This is a genomic window from Pantoea sp. AG702 (assembly GCF_003182295.1).
Taxonomy (GTDB): Bacteria; Pseudomonadota; Gammaproteobacteria; order Enterobacterales; family Enterobacteriaceae; genus Pantoea; species Pantoea ananatis.
Window position 1 is genome coordinate 1,319,896 of the sequence record NZ_QGTU01000001.1, and the last position, 22,479, is coordinate 1,342,374.

Here is a 22,479-nt window from a genome sequence, read left to right on the forward strand (position 1 = left end):
TTTCCTGCCCCCCTCGGAACGTGAAGGCGTCAGGCTGTTACCGCATCAAGAGAAAGCGATTTCCCTTAAGGCGCGGTATCCTGCCGTAAAGGCACGGCGCACACAATGCATTTAACACATCCGTCACATCAGTTTCACCTCTCAATCCCTTTTTAATGCTCACAGGTTGCGCCCGCTCACAATAAAGTTGCACCTTTGCAATGATTTCACCCTTTAAATTGAATGAGGTTGCAACTTTGGCGAGTTTTTTGCAGCAAGATTTGTGCCGCTTTTAAATGTTAATTAAAAAAGGGGGTTCAAAGTGTGCAACCGAGGTCACATTTAACCTGGTTGCACAAAGTTGCAACATGGGTAATAGTGCAGCCCATGCTCTGGTCAAAACCGTTTTAAGGAAGAGAAAATCATGGGAACAACAACCATGGGGGTGAAGCTGGATGAAGCCACCCGCAACCGTATTAAACTGGCGGCGCAGAAACTCGATCGCACGCCACACTGGCTGATCAAACAGGCGATCTTTAATTATCTGACCCAGTTAGATGCGGGTGAAACGGTGGATGAGATCCCCCTGCAGCTTAACGACTCAGCATCCGATGAGCTTGCCCCGGAAGAAATCGTTCAGCCCTTCCTTGAATTCGCCGAAAACATTTTGCCGCAATCGGTCGCCCGCTCTGCGGTGACAGCCGCCTGGCGCCGTCCTGAAACTGATGCGGTTCCCATGTTGCTTGAGCAAGCGCGCCTTCCCGCCGCCCTGGCAGAAAAAACGCAGCAGCTGGCGCACCAGCTGGCCGACAAGCTGAGGCACCAAAAAGGGGCGACCGGCCGTGCCGGCATGGTGCAAAGCCTGCTGCAGGAGTTTTCACTCTCCTCTCAGGAAGGTGTGGCATTAATGTGCCTGGCCGAGGCTTTGTTGCGTATCCCGGATAAGCCCACCCGCGATGCGCTGATCCGCGACAAGATCAGCAACGGTAACTGGCAGTCACATCTTGGCCGCAGCCCGTCACTGTTTGTGAACGCCGCGACGTGGGGATTACTGTTTACGGGCCGTCTGGTCTCAACGCACAATGAAGTCAACCTGTCGCGCTCGCTTAACCGAATTATTGGCAAGAGCGGCGAGCCGCTCATCCGGAAAGGCGTGGATATGGCGATGCGTCTGATGGGCGAACAGTTCGTGACCGGTGAAACCATCGCCGAAGCCCTGGCCAACGCCCGCAAGCTTGAAGAAAAAGGCTTCCGTTACTCCTACGATATGCTGGGTGAAGCCGCCCTGACGGCCAGCGATGCCAAAGCCTATCTGGTTTCTTATCAGCAGGCGATTCACGCCATTGGTAAAGCCTCAAACGGTCGGGGCATCTATGAAGGCCCGGGCATTTCTATCAAGCTGTCCGCACTCCATCCGCGCTACAGCCGCGCGCAGTATGATCGGGTGATGGATGAGCTGTATCCAATTCTGAAGTCGCTGACCCTGTTGGCCCGCTCTTACGACATCGGCATTAACATTGATGCGGAAGAGGCCGATCGTTTAGAGCTGTCTCTCGATATGCTGGAGCGGTTGTGTTTTGAACCCGAGCTTGAAGGCTGGAACGGCATAGGTTTCGTGATTCAGGCTTATATGAAGCGTTGCCCGTTTGTGATTGATGAGCTGACAGATCTGGCCCAACGCAGCCGTCGTCGTCTCATGATTCGCCTGGTGAAAGGCGCTTACTGGGACAGCGAGATCAAACGCGCCCAGGTGGAAGGACTGGAAGGCTATCCGGTTTATACCCGTAAGGTGTACACCGACATTTCTTATCTGGCCTGCGCCCGTAAACTGCTGGCGGTGCCCAATCTGATCTATCCGCAGTTTGCCACACATAACGCGCACACGCTGGCCGCGATCTATCAACTGGCGGGCAATAACTATTATCCCGGACAGTATGAGTTTCAGTGCCTGCATGGCATGGGTGAACCGCTCTACGATCAGGTGGTAGGCAAAGTGGCAGACGGCAAACTCAATCGTCCCTGCCGTATCTATGCCCCCGTAGGTACACATGAAACCCTGCTGGCTTACCTGGTGCGTCGCCTACTGGAAAACGGTGCGAATACCTCCTTTGTTAACCGTATTGCCGACACGTCCATGCCGATAGACGAGCTGGTCGCCGATCCGGTGAGTGAAATTGAAAAACTGGGTGCCAGCGAAGGCACCCTGGGCCTGCCACATCCAAAGATCCCGCTGCCGCGAGACTTATATGGCAGCGACCGGGTTAACTCTGCGGGTCTGGATATGGCTAACGAGCACCGCCTTGCTTCCCTGTCCAGTGCTCTGCTGAGCGGCGCGAGTGAGCCTTATCTGGCACAACCGCTTATTGACGGCCCTGCTGGTAGCGGAGAAAGCCAGAATGTGGTGAATCCGGCCGCGCCGTCGGACGTCGTCGGTACCGTTCGCCATGCCTCAGAACAGGAGGTTTCCCAGGCCATTGAGGCGGCGGTCAATGCCGGTCCTATCTGGTTTGCCACTCCGCCGCAGGAGCGCGCGGCCATCCTTGAGCGTGCAGCCCAGTTAATGGAAGGTCAGCTACAGCAGTTGCTGGGCATTCTGGTGCGCGAAGCCGGTAAAACCTACAGCAACGCCATTGCCGAAGTGCGTGAGGCCGTGGACTTCCTCTATTACTACGCTGGCATCGTCCGCCTTGATTTTGACAACGAAACGCACCGCCCACTGGGACCTGTGGTCTGTATCAGCCCGTGGAACTTTCCGCTGGCCATTTTTACCGGTCAGGTCGCAGCCGCGCTGGCGGCCGGAAACAGCGTGCTGGCGAAGCCTGCCGAGCAGACGCCGCTGATTGCCGCGCAGGCCGTTGAGATCTTACTGAGTGCCGGTGTCCCGGCTGGCGTCGTGCAACTGCTGCCGGGCCCCGGTGAAACCGTGGGCGCACAGCTCACCGGAGACGAACGCATTCGTGGCGTGATGTTCACCGGCTCCACGGCGGTCGCCACCCTGTTGCAACGTAATCTGGCAGGTCGGCTGGATCCCCAAGGCCGCCCCACTCCGCTGATTGCTGAAACCGGCGGCATGAATGCCATGATTGTCGATTCATCCGCCCTGACAGAACAGGTGGTGATAGATATCGTCGCCTCGGCCTTTGACAGCGCGGGTCAACGCTGCTCTGCGCTGCGTCTGCTGTGCGTTCAGGAGGACGTCGCGGAACATACGTTGAAAATGCTGCGTGGCGCGATGGCGGAGTGCCGTATGGGGAATCCGGAGCGCCTGTCCACCGATATCGGCCCGGTGATCGATAAAGAGGCCAAAGCCAACATTGAGCGCCATATTCAGGCCATGCGCAATAAAGGCTTTAAGGTGTTTCAAACGGCGCAGGATCATCCACAGGACAGCAAAGAGTGGGCAACCGGAACCTTTGTGAAACCGACGCTGATTGAACTGGATAAGGTTAGCGATCTGACGCAAGAGGTATTTGGTCCGGTGTTGCACGTTGTGCGCTTCACCCGCAGTGGCCTGCCGCAGTTGATCGAACAGATTAACGCCTCGGGCTATGGGCTGACGTTAGGCGTCCATACCCGCATTGACGAAACCATCATGCAGGTCACCGCAGCGGCCAAAGTGGGCAATCTGTACGTTAACCGCAACATGGTTGGCGCGGTGGTGGGCGTGCAACCATTCGGCGGCGAGGGGTTATCCGGTACCGGTCCGAAAGCGGGTGGCCCGCTTTATCTGTATCGCCTGCTGGCGAATCGCCCGGACAACGCACTCAGCACCACCCTCGCCCGTCAGGATGCTGAGCGCCCGGCCGACCATGCCCAGCGTCAGCTGCTGCTGGCAGCACATCAGGCATTGAGCGAGTGGGCAAAAGATAAGCCTCAGCTGTCTTCACTGTGCCAGCATTATGCCGAGCTGGCTCAGGCAGGCACGGTACGCCTGCTGCCCGGTCCAACAGGCGAACGCAATACCTTCCTGTTGCTGCCGCGTGAGCAGGTACTCTGTCTGGCGGATAACGAGCAGGATGCTCTGATTCAACTGGCGGCGGTCACCAGCGTAGGCAGCCAGGCACTGTGGCAGGACGATGAGCTGCACCGCGCACTGCTGGGCACCTTACCGGCGACGGTGAAAAGCCGCATTACGCTCTCCAACGATCCCCTGTCTGCGCATTTTGACGCCGTTATCTATCACGGTGATGCCGACCAGCTCCGCAACCTGTGCGAACAGGTTGCGGCGCGCGAAGGTGCCATCGTGTCGGTGCAGGGTTTTGCGCGCGGCGAAACTAATCTGCTGCTGGAACGTCTGCTGATTGAACGTTCGCTCAGCGTTAACACCGCAGCCGCGGGCGGCAATGCCAGCCTGATGACAATCGGGTAACGTCCTTCAGACCGATCGCTTACGTTAAAGGTTCATGCCCGGGCATGAACCCTTTTTTTGCGCGGAGCATTGGGCGATATATGGACGGCCCTGGCATGATGAAACAGGTCGGCTGGGCACAGGTGGTGATCATGTTGCGGGGCAACGCCTCACGCTGGCTTGACGGGGTGGAAGGGATTGATCGTATTCACCTGATTCTGGGAGTGACGATTTTTCTGGTGTTTCCGTTTACCCGGCTTATGCACATCTGGAGCGCGCCGGTCGAGTATTTCACGCGACGCTATCAGGTGGTGCGCGCGTAACTAAGCCTGACCGCAATCCGGCCCGCTATCAGCGGCCGGGTTCATTGCGCTTTTTACATCACGCCTTTTTCTGTTCCCGCATCCTGCGTGCCCTGCCCCGGTTACGCCGCCGGGCACGCAGGCCGTTTTATCAGCGTCGGGAAGCGAAACAACGCGCGCCCGACGCCATGATTTGTCAGCGACCAGACGGCAACGGACGCCAGTGAGCAGAGGACGACAATGACCAGCGGATAGAGGCAGGCCCACAGCCACGAAAACCATGCCAGCGCAAAGAGCTGGTGGCGCTGCGCAAACAAAATGGCCGTCATGCCGAAATACTCAATAAAGATGCGATGCAGGACGTAAACAGGCAAGGTGTGACGGCCAATCCAGTTGAGCCACGCCATGCTACTGACCTGATTTAACCCGCGACAGGCCGCCACACTGATGAGGATGGCAAGAACAGATAAGAAGAGGCTTCTGTCGAAATCGAACAGAGCGGGCAGGCCCGCCAGCAGCAGCAGTAACAACCACGGCAGTCCGTTTTGCCTTCGCCACTCGCTTAAACGCAGTATCTGCGAACACCAGAACGTGCCGAGCATGAAGAAAACAAAATATTGCGCCAGACTCTGCGGGCCCCAGTAGGGAATGATTTTTTCAACCGCCAGATAATTAAGCACTGCGGCCATAAGCAATAAAGGCAGGCTGTAACGTTGAAGAAGTTTGGCAAGAAGAAAGTAGATCCCCAGGGCATATAAATACCATGAGGTGCTCATCGCCAGAAACGTCAGCGTCAGGAACTCAGAAAAGGTTCCCGCATAGGCCGCATTGATATTTTGTGAAATACGCTGCCCGGTAATTTCCGTTGAAATGCCCGTGATGGCCCCCCACTGAATGGCTCCCCACAGCAGATAGAGATAAAACAGATTTGTCATCCGGCTGGTCGCGATATGTTTCCAGGGGCGGTCAATGATGGCATTTCTGGCAAGTAAACCCGACACAAAGAAAAACGCGGGCATGCGCAGCGGCGATAATAACGTATTAAACTGCACCCACATCTCTGCCACCCATTCACCTGCGGCCAGATCTTTCACCTGGCTTTCAAAACCGGGTAACACCGTGTGATACAGGACGACCAGCAGGATACAGATTCCCTTTAGGGTATTAATCCATGCAATATCTTTTTTTTCACTTTTCGTCATCAGGCTTTTTCCGTCGCTGTGTCATGTACAAACAAGTTATTCGAACTGCCGACGTTATCGTTATACGAAAAGTATTCCCTATGCTCGCACTCCTGAATGTAGCGAAAGTCTTAAAGTCCCCTCCCCGGAAGGGTTTAAAACCGTACTTTACAATACAGGATGTTTTCTGACATTTATCCCGAATTTAATTTCAACGCAGGGAATTGTTGTCAGACGACGGAATAAATAAGGTGTTCTTATCTGAATAAATAAGAAATGTCCAGGTGTTGCTGCCCGTTAAGCATCAGGTCAGTTATTAAATCAGTTGGCCTGGGTCGCGCAGGACAGGCGAGGTATTTTATCCCATGGCCCTACGCTGTTGCGTGAACGCGCGCTGCAAAAGCCGTGCGGCGCTATGCAGGCATCCTGCCGAAAAGGCCCCAAGGTCCCGCGCATCCTGCCCCTCAGATCCATGACTTTATCGTTGCGGCAACAGATAAACGTTTCATCGCGCGATGCCACACCGCACGATGACGTCCCGGCGAATTTTCACACTCAACGCTTGCTTAACCTTATTTCTGGCTTTATGTTAGCTCAGGTGACTCATCTTAAGTACAGGTAACGTTACTGTGCGTGTTTGATTAGCGCGAGTGACTTATTCAGCCAGGTAAAATCGTTCGTTCATGCCCTTTTCGGCTAATTTTTTCCTGCATTATTGCCTGTATCTTTATTTCAGGTTCGAATATCACCTTAAAAAAGACAGGGCGTGGATAAAACACCGCTAAACGTTATTCGCTTAGGTGTTCCTTTCGGAAATATCGCTGACAGGTGAAAAGTGCATTTTTAGGTTTAGGTTTAGGTTTAGGTTTAGGTTTAGGTTTAGGTTTAGGGGTGATTTTTTCAATGTCCACTCGGCACGCTGTGTCTGAATAGCTCTTCCAGACTTACTTACCAATGGAATCTCAATATGCAGCATGCGCATTATACGCCCGTTTCCACCACCGCGACCGTTAACAACCAGCAGATACTGGCAAACGACTGGGGCACTCTGACCAAATACGATATGACCTATGTCCGTTCCGATGGGACAGAACAGCGTTTCACGCGTGAAGCTTACGATCGCGGCCACGGTGCGACTATTCTGCTCTACAACCGCGATGACAGAACGGTCATCCTTACCAGCCAGTTCCGCCTGCCTGCGTTTTTGATCGGTCATCACTATGAACTGATTGAAGCCTGCGCCGGTTTGCTTGATGAGCGGGACCCGATCCAGGCAATAAGAAGCGAAGCCGAAGAAGAGACCGGATATAAGCTGAATGAGGTCACTAAGATTGGCGAGATATTCATGAGCCCGGGTTCCGTTACTGAGCGTCTGCACTTTTTCATCGCCCCTTTTACCCGCGAAATTCGGATTAACGAGGGCGGAGGCCTTGCTGCTGAAGGTGAAGATATCAAAGTCATTGAGGTGGCGATTCAAGAGGCGCTTGCAATGATTGAGGCCGGCATCATCATTGACGCGAAAACCATTATTCTGATTCAGCACCTGGTCATCAAAGGCATTTGTCTCCCGGCATAACACGGCACGCGAAGAGCAGCCTCAACATGCAGTGTCCTTTTCCCCGACCAGAGGCGGCTGAGGCTTCTCGCCCTGTCAGCTGACGCGACAGGAACAGGCTAACGGGGGAGAGATGCTCACTCCCTGCTTTGCTCGCCAGAGAAAGGATACGAAACGGGCCAGCATGCTGGCCCGGTACGTCAGGATGATGAGGCTTGGGTTTCTGGCTGCCGTTTACTGATTAAACGTGGATGAATAAACAGCATCCGTCCCGGCCCCCGGTTCAGCAGCGACCAGACCATCAAAGACAGGAGCGTGCAGACTGCCACGCCGGTTAACGGCATCAGCAACGCCCATGCCCAGCTAAAACCCGCGTTGCCAAACCAGCCGTAGTGCAGCGCCAGTGAGATGGCGCTCAGCCCCACCAGTTCGATAAAGATACGGTGCAAAACATAAATCTGCAGCGTGTTACGCCCTATATAGTTCAGCCACGCCATATTGAAATGCGCATTAAGAAAACGGCACAGCACAATACCAAAGACGATGGTCAGCAGGCTGTAGAACGGGTTTTTATATATGCCGCCCAGATGATGGGCAATGCCGATCGCCGCGATTGCGCCCAACCAGAGCCAGTGACGACCTTTTAAACCGCTCAGTTCGATTAACGTTGCGCTAAAAAATACGCCCAGTAAGAAATAGAGATAGTTCTGTGCCACGCTGGCCGGGCCCCATCCGGGGATCAGGCTAAACTGCGCGGCGTAGTTTGCCGCTATTGCCGCAGCCACCAGCAGCATCTTCTGCCGATGGAAAAGTTTAGTGACCAGAAAAAACCCCGCCAGAGCATACAGGTACCACAGGCTGGTCATCGACAGCATCAGCAGTTTAATAAACTCCATTGGCGAATCCGCATAGGCGGCGTTTTTGCTGCTGGACAGCCGCTCGCCCAGGTGGGTTGAAATGTAGTGGATACTCAGCCACTGGATTACGCCCCACAGCAGATACAGGTAAACGATGTTGCTGAACTTTTTAGTGAAGACCGCTTTCCAGCGTTTATTGATCACCGAGTTACTGGCCAGCAGGCCGGATACAAAGAAAAATGCCGGCATCCGTAAGGGGGAAAGCCAGGTATTAAACGCCACCCACGCATGAGCCGGTACGATACCGGCTGTCAAATGATGAAGCGCTGGCGCGAAGGTTGTAATGATGGAGTGATGCAGTACCACAAGTAAAATGCATCCCCCTTTTAGGGTATTGATCCAGAGGATTTCCTTCCTGGGTTGGTTCATTATGTCTTCCCGATCGTGCAATGAATTTGTGAAGAATTATTAATATTTAGCGGGAAGTCTCAATCAGGCGGCTCTTAAAAGTTACAATCTGTTACCTCAGGACGCGAGATGATGACAAATAACCTTTAAAATCAGTTAATTAAATCTATGCAAAATGTAAATTTTCGGAAGAAACTGAGAAGAATAAAGGTGGGATACAGCGCAATAAGCGCCGCCAACTTCTGGCGGCACCGGGTTTATTGATTAAGAAATTTATTCAGAAACTGCCGGGTACGCGGCTCCTGAGGATCGCTGAAGAGTGCCTTAGCAGGGCCCTGTTCAACAACACGGCCCTGATCCATAAAAATGGCGCGGTCGGCGACGTCGCGGGCAAAGCTCATTTCGTGCGTCACGATAACCATGGTGCGTTTTTCCTGAGCCAGTGCGCGAATGGTGTTCAGTACTTCACCCACCAGTTCCGGATCCAGCGCAGAGGTCGGTTCATCAAACAAAATGACTTCTGGCTGCATCGCCAACGCGCGGGCAATGGCGACACGCTGCTGCTGACCACCGGACAGGCGCCGTGGGTAGCTGTCTTCCTTGCCGTTGAGTCCAACTTTTTCAAGCAGGCTGCGCGCGCGGGCAACCGCGTCCGCTTTCGCTTCCCGCTTCACAATCACCGGACCTTCAATAATATTTTCCAGCACCGAACGATGCGGAAATAAATTGAAGTTTTGAAAGACAAAACCCACCTGCTGACGCAACATCCGCACCCGCTCTTTCTGTCTGTTCATGCCCAGGCTGGCGTCAATGGTGATATCACCCACTTTAATGCGGCCAGCATCCGGGACCTCAAGGAGGTTGATGCTGCGCAACAGCGTGGTTTTACCTGAGCCACTGGGGCCGATTATCGCGACGATTTCGCCCGGGGCGACATCGAGATCGATGCCGTGCAGTACCGTTTGTCCGTTAAACTTTTTCACCAACTGGCGAACTTCAATAGCACTCATTTCGCCTCCTGATCCTGACGGTTAACGTGCGCTTCCAGTCGGTTCTGCAATGCTGACAGTACGGTTGCCATCACCCAATAGATCAGCGAAGCCGCCAGATACATGGTGAACACCTCCAACGTGCGTGAAGTAATCAGCTGCGCCTGACGAAACAGTTCCGGAACCTGGATCGTGGCAGCCAGCGAGGTATCTTTTACCAGACTGATAAAGCTGTTACCCAAAGGCGGGAGTGCGGTGCGGGCGGCCTGCGGTAAAACAACCCGACGCAGCGTTTGCCACGGCGTCATGCCGATACTGGCCGCCGCTTCCCACTGGCCGCGCTCGATGGCAGCAATCGCGCCGCGCAGCGATTCTGAGGCATAGGCCGCCATGTTAAGCGACAGCCCAATCATCGCCGAGGGAATGGGATCCAGCTCAATGCCAAACTGCGGCAGACCGTAGTAGATCATAAACAGCTGGGCGATAAGCGGCGTGCCACGAAAGATGGACACGTAGATACGCGCCAGCCAGTTCACGGGCCAGAAGCGGGACAGGCGCATCAGCGCCAGCAAAAAGCCCAGTATCAGCCCGAAAAACATACCGCCAATACTGAGCTGCAGCGTGAACAGCGCGCCCTTAAGAAGAAAGGGTGCTGAGTCCAGCACCAGTTGTAAACTTTCCTGCATTATTTAGTAACGTCCGCGCCAAACCATTTTTCTGACAGCTTTTTAAGGGTGCCGTCTTTCTGCATTTCCGCAATGGCCTGATCGATCGCCTTCAGTAAATCTTCGTTGCCCTTACGCAGCGCAACGCCCGCTTCCAGACGCGAGAATGCCGGACCGGCTACCGCCATGGTATCGCCTGTTTTCTTCACCAGATCCAGAGCAGCCAGGCGATCCACCAGAATCGCGTCAACGCGACCAGAACGCAGATCCTGATATTTGGTTGGGTCATCATCATAAGTGCGGATATCCACACCTTTTACGTTCGCGCGCAGCCACTGCTCGTAGTTGGTCCCCAGGCCCACACCGACTTTCTTCCCTGCGAGGTCTTCTGGCTTAGTGATGCTGCCCGCGTTTTTCTTCAGCGTCAGCGCCTGCACGCCAGAAATCGTATACGGCGTAGAGAAATCGTATTTCTTTTTACGCTCATCGGAGATCGTCACCTGATTGATGACCACATCGATGCGTTTCGAATCCAGCGCCGCTAACATGCCATCCCACTTGGTCGGCTTCAGGACGGCTTTAACCCTCATGTGTTTGGCCAGATCCTGAGCAAACTCCACTTCAAAGCCCGTCAGCTTGCCCTTTTCATCCTGAAAACTGAAAGGAGGATAGGTGCCTTCCAGACCGACGCGCAGCTCGCCTTTGCTTTTAACCTGCGCCAGTAAATCGTCTGCCGCAAACGTTTTAACGCTGAAGCCTGCCACCAGCGCAACCGCCATCATTCCCGTCACCACCTGGCGACGAATCTGTGAGAAAGCCATGTTTACCCCGTTTATTATTTGTAAGTGTGCTGTTGAGCGGCGCATCACGGCCTGCCGCTCTGTCATTATGGGCGTTATTTTACCTAAGGCGTTAAAATAACGGCTGAATTATAACCCTTTTTTGCGCTGCGTCTCAGACCGAAGGGTGATAAGCAAATAACGCGGGCGCGCCGCCTGTATGCACAAACAACAGCGGCCCTTCCCGGCGAAAACGATTCTGGTTGATACCATCGATCAGGCCCGCCATGGCTTTACCGGTATAAACAGGATCGAGAAAAATCCCTTCAAGACGCGCCAGCAGTTTGATCGCCTCCATGCCTTCTTCATTCGGCTCGCCGTAGCGCGGAGCAAAATAGTCATCCCATAGCGTGACCGGTGCCTTCGCCTCTAGGGCTAACTGCGTTGCCAGGGCCTGGCGTAGTGCGTCAACCTTAGGCCGTTGCTCAGCGACGTTACGCGATACGGTTACGCCAACCAGCTCAGTTTCCGGCAGCAGCTGTTCCAGCCCAACCGCCAGACCGGCATGCGTTCCGGCACTGCCTGATGCGACCAGGACTGCCGCAAAATCCACCACCCCTTCGCTCTGATGAGCAATCTCCTGGGCACATTCCACATAGCCCAGCGCCCCCAGCGCATTCGAACCGCCCACCGGCAGAATGTAAGGCCGGAAGCCCTGCGCTTCAAGCCGCTCCGCCTGTTCCGCCAGTTGCACGGCAGGTTGGGTCAGCGCATCGACCATCACCACTTCGACATCCATGAGATCCAGCATCAGGCGGTTGCCATTGGTCAGGTAGTTTTCACTGTGCGTTGCTATCGGGTTCTCCAGCAAGGCCACACATTTCAGGCCGAGTTTGGCCGCAACGGCCGCCGTTTGACGCACATGGTTAGACTGAATGGCGCCGGCGGTCAGCAGCACGTCAGCGCCTTCACGAAGGGCATCCGCGGCTAAAAACTCCAGCTTGCGCAGCTTGTTACCGCCCATAGCCAGCGGTGTCACGTCATCACGTTTGATAAAGATGTCACGACCAAGATAGTCAGATAAACGGGGCAGATATTCCAGCGGCGTGGGCGCGCCCAGAAGTTCGATACGAGGAAACTGATGGATAAGATGTAAGGACAATGCGGCCTCCCGTTGGGCACAAGGCAGTGATCTTTACAGTGTTACAGAAGATGCGGAAAGGATCATCCTGAATTCAAATGCGGGGGGAAAGAGAGGTCAGCCTGCTGCAGCGCAACATCCCCATTTTCCCCCGCGAAGTGGGAAAAATGGGGGTGGGAGACATCATGTCAGTGGCAACGCTCTCTGACATTTCACTGTGTCCCTTAACGTTGCTGCCAGCCTAAAAACTGGTCGTACTTTCGCAGCGCAATACGATAATTATTATTGCCAGCATCAGGTAAGTCTTCTTCCAGGCATTGATGCCAGCTATTGCCTGTCAGTTTTTCAGCCGGAAAGTTTCTGGCTTTCAGCATATCGTCAAGCCGACGTAAGCGAACCACGTATTCACGAATCGTGCTCGGGCTCATTTCCGTCTGTTCGAACAGATATTGTTTAAACGCCATAATGTCAAAGTAGTTAGGATGTGTATTACAAAAAATATCGCTGCAAAAACGGCAAAGCGCCGTTAATTCAGGCTGAAGTTTTAGCCAAAGCGGCTCATCAATCATTTGGTCCATGCGTGCGATGGCCTCTTTATTGATGATCTGACCTCGGAAGACCAGCGCCATACGATCTAAAACTTTGCCACAGTGTGAACAATTGGTTTGGCTGTGTTTGTAGTCTTTAAGATAACGACTTAAAGGTCTGGCTTTGGTTTTGGCTCCCACTGTTGAGTCCCCGATTTCTTATTATTTATAGATCGCCAGGAACTGAGCCTTCTAGCGCGCTCCCGTAAGTCGGGCACGCAAGCGTTTTATCGCCTGACTGTGCAGTTGGCTGACTCGGGATTCCCCCACGTCAAGAACCGCGCCAATCTCTTTCAGATTCAGTTCTTCCTGGTAGTACAGTGTCAGCACCATCTTTTCGCGTTCGGGCAAGGCCTCGATCGCTTCAATGACGCGTTCACGCAGACTCCCTTCCATCAACTGATGAAGTGGATTGGCCTCTTCGTGCCCTTCCGTCACCAGTTCCGCACTGTCACCGTGTTCTTCCCGATACTCGTCGTACGAAAAGAGTTGGCTGTTGTTGGTATCCAACAGAATCTGCCGGTACTCTTCTATCGAAACATTCAACTGTTGCGCGACTTCCTGCTCAGAGGCAGCGCGGCCAAGCATCTGTTCAACCTGATGCATGGCTCCCGCAACCTCGCGAGCATTTCGTCTGACGCTACGTGGTGCCCAGTCCCTGCTGCGAAGCTCATCAAGCATGGCTCCACGGATGCGCTGTACTGCATACGTGGTAAAGGCGGTACCCTGGAGTGCGTCATAGCGCTCCACCGCATTCAACAGACCAATGCCCCCGGCTTGAAGCAGATCGTCAAGTTCAACACTGGCTGGCAGGCGGACCTGCAAGCGCAGTGCTTCATGACGTACCAGTGGTACGTAGCGCTGCCAGAGCGAATGTTTGTCCATCACGCCTTCGGCGGTATAGAGATCGTTCACGTTGACTACCCTGCGTTAATGAAGTTATCGGCATGATTATGCAATTCTGTAGGGCTTTTGATTGGCAGAATAGGCGGGATAAACCGAGGTTATTTCAAATTTGTGATGTTTCAGAGCGGAAGTCTCCGCTCTGAACAGGAAGGCTAACGTAATGTCAGCAAACGCTGCCGTGTGGCTACGGGGACGTTTTCCCATAGCGCGCAAACCCGGCCTTCCATCTCCTGATAAAACGGGCTAATGCTTTCACGTGTTTTATCATCCGTGTGAAAACGGACCTGCCCGGAATCACCATCGATACTAATCATTCTGTTGATGAAAAGCCGCTGTAAGTCGCTGCGTAGGAACAGCCCATTATCCACGCTATTGTCTGCGAGAAATCCCTCTTCGTTTTCGCGCGTATCGATATGGCAGGCTTCGACCCAGGGCCATTGATGCTGATCGAGAAGGCTGGTTCCGGTAATGATACAGGCCCCATAGCGCGCCTTAACCGCCGCCATAAACTCTGACTGGCTGGCCTTCTGCAACACTTTGGCTTTCACCCGCCGCCCGACTTCCGTACCAGGCATAACTGCAGCGGGCGTTCTGTGCTCAGGCGTGCTTAGTACCACAATAAACTGGATACGGCGTGACTGTGGAAAGCAAGGATTAGACTGAACGTTGAACAGCTGCCACCAGGCATCCTCTTCGTCCTCGCGCATCAGAACCAGCTTATAGCCCCGGCTGTTGATCAGGTTTTGCGCCTGAGCGGAGTGCGGATCGACCATCGCATAGACGTAGCTCTGCCCAATCACTTTCCACCGGTTGTTCTCTTTATCCTCGTGTCCCCGACGAAAATAGTGAAAAGGCTGCTGCTGTTTCAGATAGTGCTCAAAACGGCGCAGATAATTTTTTCGTTCGTTATCGTTGGCAATGAACAACAGGTCTTCCAGCGGACTGTTACTCTCTTCCTGAGCAAAGACAGCGCGAATTTTTAACGTCCGATAGCTGGTTGAAGGACTCAGCAACGCACGCGCGGTCAGTTCTTTCTCATCAGGGTATTGTTGTGCATAACGTAGGGCGATCTCTTCAAATGAGAGACGTTCGCCCGGTAGCAGGTCATAGTTAAAGCGCATAACCACCCCAGAACATGAAAAGTAATATCAAAATTAGAGCCATTCTGAAGGGAATTATCGGCATAGCGGAGATGAACTGTAACGCTGAGTTCACTTTTTTATTGTTTACGGCCCAGACCAAAATCCGTTCGTTTTGCTCTGCAACATTTGCATTAGTGCAACACAAAACACGCCTGTTTGTTTTATCTCCCTCTCTGTTCAGGGGCGCGCGGCGTTCTTATCCTTTACTTTACCTGCTTTTTTATCGGTTATTCTTGCCATTAATTTCACTTGCACACTCGTATTCTTTCACCATCACTCTGCAGATGCAGATCGGGTATAGAGGAAGTGAATGATGAAAGGCATAGTGCTGGCTGGTGGAACAGGTTCTCGATTACATCCTGTAACCTGCGGCGTCTCTGAGCAACTGCTACCGTTCTATGACAAACCCATGCTCTCTCTTCCCCTTTCGCTTTTGATGCACTTGCATCCATTCGTCTCGCGCCCGGACATTGCTGATTTTGAATATACCTGTCCTCACTATGATAATCCTAAGGATGAAGCCTGCCTGATGTGGAATGACCCTGATTTTGCAATTCAATGGCCTGTAGAACAGCCGATATTGTCGGTAAAAGATCAACAAGGACTATCACTGCAGGAGTTGGTGTAATGCGCGTTTTACTTACAGGGGCTTATGGCCAATTAGGGCGTTGCTTGCTGGATCGTTTTCCCGCTGACTGGATCACGCTGGCGTGTGGTTCGGCAGAACTGGATATTACTGACCGCTGTGCGGTTATGCGCGTCGTCAAAAAATTCAAACCTGATGTCATCATGAATGCTGCGGCCTACACGGCCGTCGATAAAGCAGAAACCGATCGTACCCGCGCGCTGAAGGTGAATGCGATTGGTCCTGAAAATCTGGCACAAGCAGCAAAACTGGTCAACGCACGCCTGATTCATATATCGACTGACTATGTTTTTGATGGGTTAAAGAAAACGACTTATAGCGAAAATGATCCGCCCTGCCCGATTAATTTCTATGGCTTAAGCAAGTGGGAAGGTGAAAAGCGTGTGTTTGAGGTATTGCCAGAAGCCATTGTGATTAGAACCTCATGGATGTTCAGCGAATACGGTAATAACTTCGTGAGTACGATGCTTCGTCTGGCGCAGACGCGTTCCGAGTTACATGTGGTGAACGATCAGTATGGCTGTCCGACCTACGCGGGTGATTTAGCCCAGGCCATGATCACGCTCGCCGACATGCCCGAAAAGCGCGGTCTTTACCATTATTGTGGCGATGTTGCCGTTAGCTGGTGCGAATTCGCTCAGACAATATTTGTCGCGGCGCAACAGGACGTGGTCGTGCATGGCATTATCAGCTCGCACTATCCGTCTGCGGCGATTCGGCCTGCGCGCAGTGTGATGAACAGCGACGCTCTCAGCACCATCGGCATCCACCCTTCAGACTGGCAGGATAAACTTCGCCTCTGTCTGAATCACCTGGCGACCCCCTTTCCCTACGCGAATACTTTATAAGGAGATAATTGAATGAAAGTAGCAACGATTGGTAACTGTCAGCTCGAAGTCGTTGGTCAGTTATTAAGTAATTATTCTGAGCTTCATCGTGGCGCAATAACACAAGTTTTTAATACACCTCTGTATAAACTTGATGCTCAGCGAGACATTATCAATCTGATGCACGAACTTGAAAGCTGCGATCATATTTATATGCAGTATCATTCTGAACGCTGGGGTTTGCTTTCAACTGTAAAACTGACTGAGTATTTCGATATCCGCATATTACCCACAATGGAATCAAGCGTATCAGCACCGCAACTAGGGTATTATTCTGCTGCCGTGCCCGATTTAATGGTGTATGTTGATTACCGTTTTTTGCATCTTTATTTGACCGCACATGCCTGTATGGATGCCGTTGCTGCGTACCACAATGTCAGTTACGATGCTGCCAGGCAGCATAACATGATCATGGACGACGCTAATCGCTACCAGCGGTTGTTCAAAGAGGGGAAGGTGGCGTTTGATTATTCAGACTTTTATCGGGATGCCCTGTTAAAAGATAAACGTTGCTACAGCACGGTAAGCCACCCCAATAATAAACATTTAAGCATTTTCTTTAGTGCAATCTTTTTTGATTTATTTAAAGAGAATAAGAACTTCGATCTGGGCGGCAACGATTTGCTTAAAAACTATATTGTTCCAGAGGTAGGCAGTGGCGAACAGCATTATTTTATGATGCGCGAAACAGGGCTTTCTCTGGCCTGTAAAATTAACTATCACTTCTTTTCTTCACAATCGCGTGAACAACTCTCAGAAGCCTTACTGCGTTCTACCTATTACCGCAGTCTGAAATCCGGCTATCAAAACCTCTGAGCTATGCTGTAAGCCTGAAGTTGCATCTTATCGATCAGGCTTATCAGCACAGAAAACGATATTGTTCAGGCCGCGCAATAAACACAGCGATATTGCTTTACCGTATTAATACAGCGTTATATCGCTTTGTTGCGTCAGGCCTGTCTCTGCCATTCCGGTCATTATGATTCTGCTTACAACGCTCAGGTTGACGCCAGAAAGAAGCGCGGTTCCTGGAGTGCCTGCCTGTCCCCGTTTGCGTTAAATACACACTAAAAAGGGCTTTATTTACGGCATCAGTTCGGCCTGCCGGGATTACAATCTGCTATAAAAGCGCGCCTGGCACCCCATTCATACCAGGAAAAACTTCGCTAGCTAAACAATGTGTTAGCTGCACCACCTCAGGCAAATCATAATGAGCAGTAATAAAAAAGCACTTATGCTGGATGCCGGTTTTGCTGCCATGCCTCTTTTGATGGCACTTAAGCATTCCGGTTATGAAACAGCCGTATGCAGCGGCAAACCGCAGGATCCGGTTCATCAACTCGCGGCCCACTCTTTTTGCCTGAATTATGCCAACGTACAGGACGTACTGACCCTGGCGAAATCACTCAATATCACTTCACTTCTGCCTGGTGTTACCGATGTGTCTTACCTTACGGGTGCCAGTGTCGCTGAAGCAATGGGCTTACGCGGTTTTGATCGCCCTGATGTAGCAGAAATTATTTTTAAAAAAGACGTTTTCCGCCAGTGGGCACAGAATAAGGGTTATCCAGTCCCTGTGGCCGTGAGCTGTCCTGAAGAGGCGGCGCCACTTCCGCTACCGTTGATGATAAAACCTGTCGACTCATACAGCGGATTAGGGATTTCACTGGTGACTGAGCGCGAACATATCTCCGCCGCCTGGCGAGACGCCTGTGCAGCATCATCCTGTGGCCAGGCACTTATAGAGCGCTGGATAGCCGGTGATTTGCACAGCCACTCCGCTTTTATCGTGAATGGAAAAGTGGCGGTCGAATATTTTGTTGATGAATTTTGTACCGTTTACTCCTGGCAGGTAAACAGTAGTAGTCTCAGCCTCAATCTTTCTGCGTCGATAAAAGACCAGGTCAGCGACTGTATACAGGCACTCGTTGATGAGCTCGGGCTTTGTGATGGTTTACTGCACACTCAGTTTATCTCGGACGGTAAAGACTTTTCTCTAATAGAAATGACACGCCGATGCCCGGGTGATCTTTATAATCAACTTATTGAATATTCTACAGACACGCCTTATTCACTCTGGTTCACCCATGCCTTTACCGGCACACCTTTTACGCCAGCCAATCGGCGCCCCGGGCACGTCAGATTAATCGCTCGCCATACCCTGTCCGTTGATCAGGAAGAAACCTTTACCTCCGTCAACTTCGCAGCATTACCGGCCAATATCCTTTCCTTTCTGCCACTGAAGAAAACAGGCGAGAGAATCCAGCGCGCGCCTCACGATCGCGCCGCGCTTATTTTTGCTGAATTCCACCAACGTGATGAACTGGCCAGCTTCACACCACAATTAAAAAATTTTTTTACGCTCAGTAAGTACTAGGAAACCGATATGAAAAAACAACTACAACTTGGTTTTATTGGCGGTGGCGCGAATTCGGCTATTGGTCTTACCCATAAAATTGCCTCACAGCTCGACGGGGATTTTACACTTGTGGCGGGCTGCTTTAGCCGCAATCCTGAGCAGAATCGCCACACGGGTGAGAGCTGGAATATTCATCCTGAACGTATCTACGACAGTATTCAGGCATTTATTATGCAGGAGCGCCACCATCTTGACGCAGTTGCGGTGTTAACACCCACCCCTGACCATCATGAAATTATCACCGCCTGTTTCGAAAACGGTCTGGCTGTAATTTGCGAAAAGGCTATGGTTGAAAGCCATCAAAGCGCTTTGCACGTGATGAACAGCGAGCACCAACATCAGGCAAAATTGTTTGTCACTTATAATTACAGTGGCTATCCCATGGTGCGCGAACTGCAAAAACGCGTACAGCGGGGCGATTTCGGGGCCATTCAGCAAGTCATGGTTGAAATGCCTCAGGAAGGTTTTGCACGACATAATCAACATGGCGATGTGCCAAAACCGCAGAGATGGCGGCAGCAGGATGCCGTCATTCCAACCGTTTCGCTCGATCTTGGCGTTCATGTTCACCAGCTAATTGAATTTATCACCGGGGATCACGCAGTCGATATTTATGCGATCCATGATACGTACGCCAAAATCCCCGGCGTCATCGACACCGTACATCTCTTATCGCGTTATCAAAGCGGTATGACATGTAATTACTGGTATGGCAAAGCCGCCCTGGGATACCGAAATGGCCTGCGGATTCGCGTCATGGGAAGTCAGGGCAGTGCAGAATGGCTCCAAATGGATCCTGAATTCCTTTATGTCAGCGGTTTGCAAGGCAGTCGTACTGTTATCGATCGCACAGCCAATGACAATATTGTTGCTGCTGATGCACGTTACTGCCGTTTTAAAGCGGGTCACCCTGCTGGCTTTATTGAAGCATTTGCCAATTATTATGCTGACATTGCCTCTGCATTGAGAGGGGAACCTAACGATTACGTGATGGGTTCAGACGTTGCGGCTCGCGGGCTTCACTTTCTCGAAAGTGCCGCGAAAAGTGCAACAAGTCTGCAAAAATGTACCCTTTAAACAATAAAAAGATAAAATATAACGGAGTTTCTCATGAATTTTCTTAGTGAAATAGTCGAGAAAAATAACCATTTTCTCGTTACGCTGGAGAAAATGTACCAAAACAGCAATCCGGTAGTCCTCATTGGCGCAGGCTGTCTGGCTACTAAGACCAGTGAATATATGGCGCGTAATCACTTGCATATCGATTATGTTGCGGTCAATGAAATGTATTTTTCTCCTGGTCAAACGTTAAACGAACTGACTGTTGTGCCTCTAGAAAACTTGCTCAACACCAATAAGAAATACAATTTTATTATTGCACTACAGTATGTCGATCAGACGTTTTTAAATTCACTATCAGACGTTCAATCTGAAGTCCTGGTCTATGATCCCTCTTTCACAGGCGTGAACACCGAAGAAATTATCTCCTATGATTTTTGTCAGACTCATGCTGATGCACTGCATTCCTTATATGAAAGTCTTGGTGATGATAAATCTCGCGAGACGTTTATCGCATTCATGAATCAGCGTATTAGCGCACGCTCTGACTATATTAAAGCAGTATATGATGAGAACCATTACTTCCCAATCGACATTGTCGCGTTGAGTAAGTCCGAGGTTTTTGTTGACTGTGGCGCTTATAATGGTGACAGCGTGAATGCTTTCGAAGCCGCACTGGCAACCCGCGGACTCCCTTTGCCGAAAAAAATCTTTGCCTTCGAACCAGACAAGGTCAATTACCCGTTGCTGTGTGCCGCTACAGCGGATAAAGCGTATTGTGAATGCCACCAGGCAGGCGTATGGAGTGAAGAGACAACGCTGTATTTCGAATCAGGAAAAGCGTTGGATTCAAAAATCACCGAAAAGGTCACGACTAACAGTATCGTATTAACCACGCTCGATAGCGTTATTGCGGACAGTAAGGTGACATTTATCAAAATGGATATTGAAGGTGCTGAGCTTTCTGCGCTGGAGGGGGCGAAAAACAGTATTCAACGCTGTTACCCACTGTTGGCAATCAGCGCCTATCATAAACCGGATGATCTTATAAAGATCCCTGCTTATATTAAAAGCATTATGCCCGGGTATCGGTTTTATCTCCGCGCACATCATCCTGTTCATGCTTTTGAACTGGTGTTGTACGCGATTCCTACCTGATTTTTTCTTTGCATCAGCCCGGCTCTCGCGTATCAACCGGGCAGAGTTATTCTCATTACCTGTATCCGTCGTCTGTGCCCTTCCCGTTTCTTTTTCAGGCTGCTGTCAATGTACCGCTGTCAGCAACGATTTTTGAGATGAGAACCGATTAAGAAAGCGAGATCGTGCAGATGGAATGCATGTGAGATCTGCAGCGTCATGCAAAAGCATGTTCACTTTTGCATGACGGGCTTGCAAAGATCCGGATTGATGACTTACGCAGCATTCACATTGCTGGCGCGCATAATAATGTTAATAATCTCATCCTGATCTTCTTCCGCCAGGTTCGGATGCACTGGTAAACACAACACCTGCTGAGAAATTTGACTGGCCACCGGCAGATTTGAAGGAGCCGATGATTCATAGCCTTTGTACATCGGGAAATCGGAGATGAGCGGATAAAAATACCGTCTGACATAAATATTTTGGCTTTTGAAGTGATGATACAGTTCATCACGCGTCATCGGGAATAATCCCGCGTGAACAAAGACCGGGCAATACGCATAGTTCCAGTCGGTTTCATCAACGAGCGGTAGTAGCGTAAGTCCGTGTATATGCCCTAATGCCTGCTGATATTTTTGATAAATGACTTTACGCTTAGCCAGCGCTGAATCCACATGCTTCAGCTGGAGTAATCCAAAAGCCGCCTGAACTTCATTCATTTTGCCATTGATACCCGGCGCAACCACCGTGGTTTCATCGGCAAAGCCAAAATTCTTTAAATAATCAATACGTCGTTTGATTTTTTCATTCGGGCAGATAATGGCACCGCCTTCAAACGTATTAAATACCTTCGTTGCATGGAAGCTTAAAACAGACAGATCGCCGTGATTTAGGATACTGACGTTTTTTTGTTTAACACCAAAACAATGCGCGGCATCGTAAATGACTTTCAGACCGTAGTTGTCGGCAATACGTTGAATGCGGTCAACATCGCAGGGAATGCCATAGCAGTGAACGGGTAAAATTGCACTGGTGGTTGGCGTAATGGCGGACTCAATCTTTTCAGGATCGATATTGCAGGTAACAGGATCAATATCGACGAAAATGGGTTTTATGCCGTTCCATAATAAGGAATGGGATGTCGCGACGAAAGAATATGGCGTGGTAATCACCTCCCCCGTGATTCTGAGCGCCTGTAGCGCAGTCACCAGCGCCAGGGTACCGTTCGCGAACAAACTGAGGTGCTCGACACCGAGATAATCGGCAAGGGCCCGTTCCAGCTCCTGGTGATAGGGACCACCATTTGTGAGCTGTTTACTGTCCCAGATACGTTCTAAATAAGGCAGGAACTCTTCCAAGGGCGGCAGAAGAGGACTTGTCACCAGCACATTTGATGAGGGCTTGTTTATCTTCATCGGATAACTTCCTGACCTTAAATAATTGTTGAATGCGTACAGGGCTTTTATCTGGCTCGCTGTCTTTGCACGTC

18 protein-coding genes and 2 pseudogenes are annotated in these 22,479 nt (G+C 51.4%); 10 read left to right on the top strand and 10 right to left on the bottom strand.

The genetic code is table 11. The features are described from left to right. The first annotated feature begins 403 nt into the window (after positions 1-403). Both putA and DFO57_RS06315 read left to right on the top strand, forming a co-directional pair. A complete protein-coding gene (gene putA, locus DFO57_RS06310; RefSeq protein WP_110015181.1) occupies positions 404-4,348 on the top strand; it encodes a trifunctional transcriptional regulator/proline dehydrogenase/L-glutamate gamma-semialdehyde dehydrogenase in 3,945 nt (1,314 codons plus the stop codon). 74 nt (positions 4,349-4,422) lie between these two features. Further along, positions 4,423-4,650, top strand: a pseudogene (locus DFO57_RS06315) (respiratory nitrate reductase subunit gamma); the annotation flags it as partial. Between the two features lie 101 nt (positions 4,651-4,751). Here the strand turns inward: DFO57_RS06315 and DFO57_RS06320 are convergent. Next, positions 4,752-5,831 carry an acyltransferase family protein gene (locus tag DFO57_RS06320; protein ID WP_110015182.1) on the bottom strand — a complete coding sequence of 360 codons (1,080 nt, stop codon included), beginning with the start codon at positions 5,829-5,831 and terminating at the stop codon, positions 4,752-4,754. Between the two features lie 946 nt (positions 5,832-6,777). Here DFO57_RS06320 and DFO57_RS06325 point away from each other — a divergent pair. Next, a complete protein-coding gene (locus DFO57_RS06325; protein ID WP_110015183.1) occupies positions 6,778-7,386 on the top strand; it encodes an NUDIX domain-containing protein in 609 nt (202 codons plus the stop codon). Between the two features lie 179 nt (positions 7,387-7,565). Here DFO57_RS06325 and DFO57_RS06330 read toward each other — a convergent pair whose 3' ends face one another. From DFO57_RS06330 to DFO57_RS06365, 8 genes are all read right to left on the bottom strand, one after another. Beyond that, on the bottom strand, positions 7,566-8,651 hold the full coding sequence (locus DFO57_RS06330; RefSeq protein WP_014605584.1) for an acyltransferase family protein: 1,086 nt from the start codon (positions 8,649-8,651) through the stop codon (positions 7,566-7,568). Between the two features lie 236 nt (positions 8,652-8,887). Then, the gene (gene tcyN, locus DFO57_RS06335; protein ID WP_029570176.1) at positions 8,888-9,640 is read right to left on the bottom strand and encodes an L-cystine ABC transporter ATP-binding protein TcyN; all 753 of its coding nucleotides are present in this window, start codon (positions 9,638-9,640) and stop codon (positions 8,888-8,890) included. Beyond that, entirely contained in the window at positions 9,637-10,305 is a 669-nt protein-coding gene (gene tcyL / locus DFO57_RS06340) for a cystine ABC transporter permease (RefSeq protein WP_013026136.1), read from the bottom strand. The genes tcyN and tcyL overlap by 4 nt, the downstream gene beginning before the upstream one ends. After that, positions 10,305-11,105, bottom strand: coding sequence for a cystine ABC transporter substrate-binding protein (gene tcyJ / locus DFO57_RS06345; RefSeq protein WP_110015184.1), 801 nt, complete (start codon positions 11,103-11,105; stop codon positions 10,305-10,307). Before tcyJ ends, tcyL begins: the two co-directional genes overlap by 1 nt. Positions 11,106-11,238: 133 nt before the next feature. Continuing rightward, entirely contained in the window at positions 11,239-12,225 is a 987-nt protein-coding gene (locus tag DFO57_RS06350; RefSeq protein ID WP_015700081.1) for a D-cysteine desulfhydrase, read from the bottom strand. A gap of 203 nt (positions 12,226-12,428) precedes the next feature. Then, on the bottom strand, positions 12,429-12,932 hold the full coding sequence (gene fliZ / locus DFO57_RS06355; protein WP_013026139.1) for a flagella biosynthesis regulatory protein FliZ: 504 nt from the start codon (positions 12,930-12,932) through the stop codon (positions 12,429-12,431). A gap of 51 nt (positions 12,933-12,983) precedes the next feature. Further along, on the bottom strand, positions 12,984-13,706 hold the full coding sequence (locus DFO57_RS06360) for an RNA polymerase sigma factor FliA (RefSeq protein ID WP_006118887.1): 723 nt from the start codon (positions 13,704-13,706) through the stop codon (positions 12,984-12,986). Between the two features lie 143 nt (positions 13,707-13,849). Then, entirely contained in the window at positions 13,850-14,818 is a 969-nt protein-coding gene (locus DFO57_RS06365; protein WP_014593927.1) for an HNH endonuclease signature motif containing protein, read from the bottom strand. Positions 14,819-15,149: 331 nt separating this feature from the next. On the opposite strand from DFO57_RS06365, the pseudogene DFO57_RS06370 reads away from it, so the two are divergent. The 7 genes and pseudogenes from DFO57_RS06370 to DFO57_RS06400 form a co-directional block, all read left to right on the top strand. Next, positions 15,150-15,278 (top strand): annotated as a pseudogene (locus DFO57_RS06370) (sugar phosphate nucleotidyltransferase); the annotation flags it as partial. Beyond that, entirely contained in the window at positions 15,276-15,467 is a 192-nt protein-coding gene (locus DFO57_RS06375) for a dTDP-4-dehydrorhamnose 3,5-epimerase family protein (RefSeq protein ID WP_227022877.1), read from the top strand. The pseudogene DFO57_RS06370 and the gene DFO57_RS06375, both read left to right, overlap by 3 nt. Beyond that, positions 15,467-16,333, top strand: a complete 867-nt coding sequence (rfbD, locus tag DFO57_RS06380; RefSeq protein ID WP_014605581.1) for a dTDP-4-dehydrorhamnose reductase — start codon at positions 15,467-15,469, stop codon at positions 16,331-16,333. The genes DFO57_RS06375 and rfbD overlap by 1 nt, the downstream gene beginning before the upstream one ends. Positions 16,334-16,345: 12 nt before the next feature. Beyond that, the gene (locus DFO57_RS06385) at positions 16,346-17,188 is read left to right on the top strand and encodes a WcbI family polysaccharide biosynthesis putative acetyltransferase (protein WP_014605580.1); all 843 of its coding nucleotides are present in this window, start codon (positions 16,346-16,348) and stop codon (positions 17,186-17,188) included. 394 nt (positions 17,189-17,582) lie between these two features. Beyond that, entirely contained in the window at positions 17,583-18,749 is a 1,167-nt protein-coding gene (locus DFO57_RS06390) for an acetyl-CoA carboxylase biotin carboxylase subunit family protein (RefSeq protein ID WP_110015185.1), read from the top strand. A gap of 9 nt (positions 18,750-18,758) precedes the next feature. After that, on the top strand, positions 18,759-19,868 hold the full coding sequence (locus DFO57_RS06395; RefSeq protein ID WP_014605578.1) for a Gfo/Idh/MocA family protein: 1,110 nt from the start codon (positions 18,759-18,761) through the stop codon (positions 19,866-19,868). Positions 19,869-19,901: 33 nt separating this feature from the next. Continuing rightward, the gene (locus DFO57_RS06400; RefSeq protein ID WP_014605577.1) at positions 19,902-21,008 is read left to right on the top strand and encodes an FkbM family methyltransferase; all 1,107 of its coding nucleotides are present in this window, start codon (positions 19,902-19,904) and stop codon (positions 21,006-21,008) included. 254 nt (positions 21,009-21,262) lie between these two features. Here the strand turns inward: DFO57_RS06400 and DFO57_RS06405 are convergent, their stop codons facing one another. Beyond that, positions 21,263-22,405: a DegT/DnrJ/EryC1/StrS aminotransferase family protein gene (locus DFO57_RS06405; RefSeq protein ID WP_014605576.1), complete on the bottom strand. Its 1,143-nt coding sequence runs from the start codon at positions 22,403-22,405 to the stop codon at positions 21,263-21,265. Positions 22,406-22,479: the final 74 nt, after the last annotated feature.

Excerpts from the sequence above, each read along its gene's own strand:
- putA (WP_110015181.1), top strand. The coding sequence starts at position 404 with ATGGGAACAACAACCATGGGGGTGAAGCTGGATGAAGCCACCCGCAAC.
- DFO57_RS06320 (WP_110015182.1), bottom strand. The coding sequence starts at position 5,831 with ATGACGAAAAGTGAAAAAAAAGATATTGCATGGATTAATACCCTAAAG.
- DFO57_RS06325 (WP_110015183.1), top strand. The coding sequence starts at position 6,778 with ATGCAGCATGCGCATTATACGCCCGTTTCCACCACCGCGACCGTTAAC.
- DFO57_RS06330 (WP_014605584.1), bottom strand. The coding sequence starts at position 8,651 with ATGAACCAACCCAGGAAGGAAATCCTCTGGATCAATACCCTAAAAGGG.
- tcyN (WP_029570176.1), bottom strand. The coding sequence starts at position 9,640 with ATGAGTGCTATTGAAGTTCGCCAGTTGGTGAAAAAGTTTAACGGACAA.
- tcyL (WP_013026136.1), bottom strand. The coding sequence starts at position 10,305 with ATGCAGGAAAGTTTACAACTGGTGCTGGACTCAGCACCCTTTCTTCTT.
- tcyJ (WP_110015184.1), bottom strand. The coding sequence starts at position 11,105 with ATGGCTTTCTCACAGATTCGTCGCCAGGTGGTGACGGGAATGATGGCG.
- DFO57_RS06365 (WP_014593927.1), bottom strand. The coding sequence starts at position 14,818 with ATGCGCTTTAACTATGACCTGCTACCGGGCGAACGTCTCTCATTTGAA.
- DFO57_RS06375 (WP_227022877.1), top strand. The coding sequence starts at position 15,276 with ATGCACTTGCATCCATTCGTCTCGCGCCCGGACATTGCTGATTTTGAA.
- rfbD (WP_014605581.1), top strand. The coding sequence starts at position 15,467 with ATGCGCGTTTTACTTACAGGGGCTTATGGCCAATTAGGGCGTTGCTTG.
- DFO57_RS06385 (WP_014605580.1), top strand. The coding sequence starts at position 16,346 with ATGAAAGTAGCAACGATTGGTAACTGTCAGCTCGAAGTCGTTGGTCAG.
- DFO57_RS06390 (WP_110015185.1), top strand. The coding sequence starts at position 17,583 with ATGAGCAGTAATAAAAAAGCACTTATGCTGGATGCCGGTTTTGCTGCC.
- DFO57_RS06395 (WP_014605578.1), top strand. The coding sequence starts at position 18,759 with ATGAAAAAACAACTACAACTTGGTTTTATTGGCGGTGGCGCGAATTCG.
- DFO57_RS06400 (WP_014605577.1), top strand. The coding sequence starts at position 19,902 with ATGAATTTTCTTAGTGAAATAGTCGAGAAAAATAACCATTTTCTCGTT.
- DFO57_RS06405 (WP_014605576.1), bottom strand. The coding sequence starts at position 22,405 with ATGAAGATAAACAAGCCCTCATCAAATGTGCTGGTGACAAGTCCTCTT.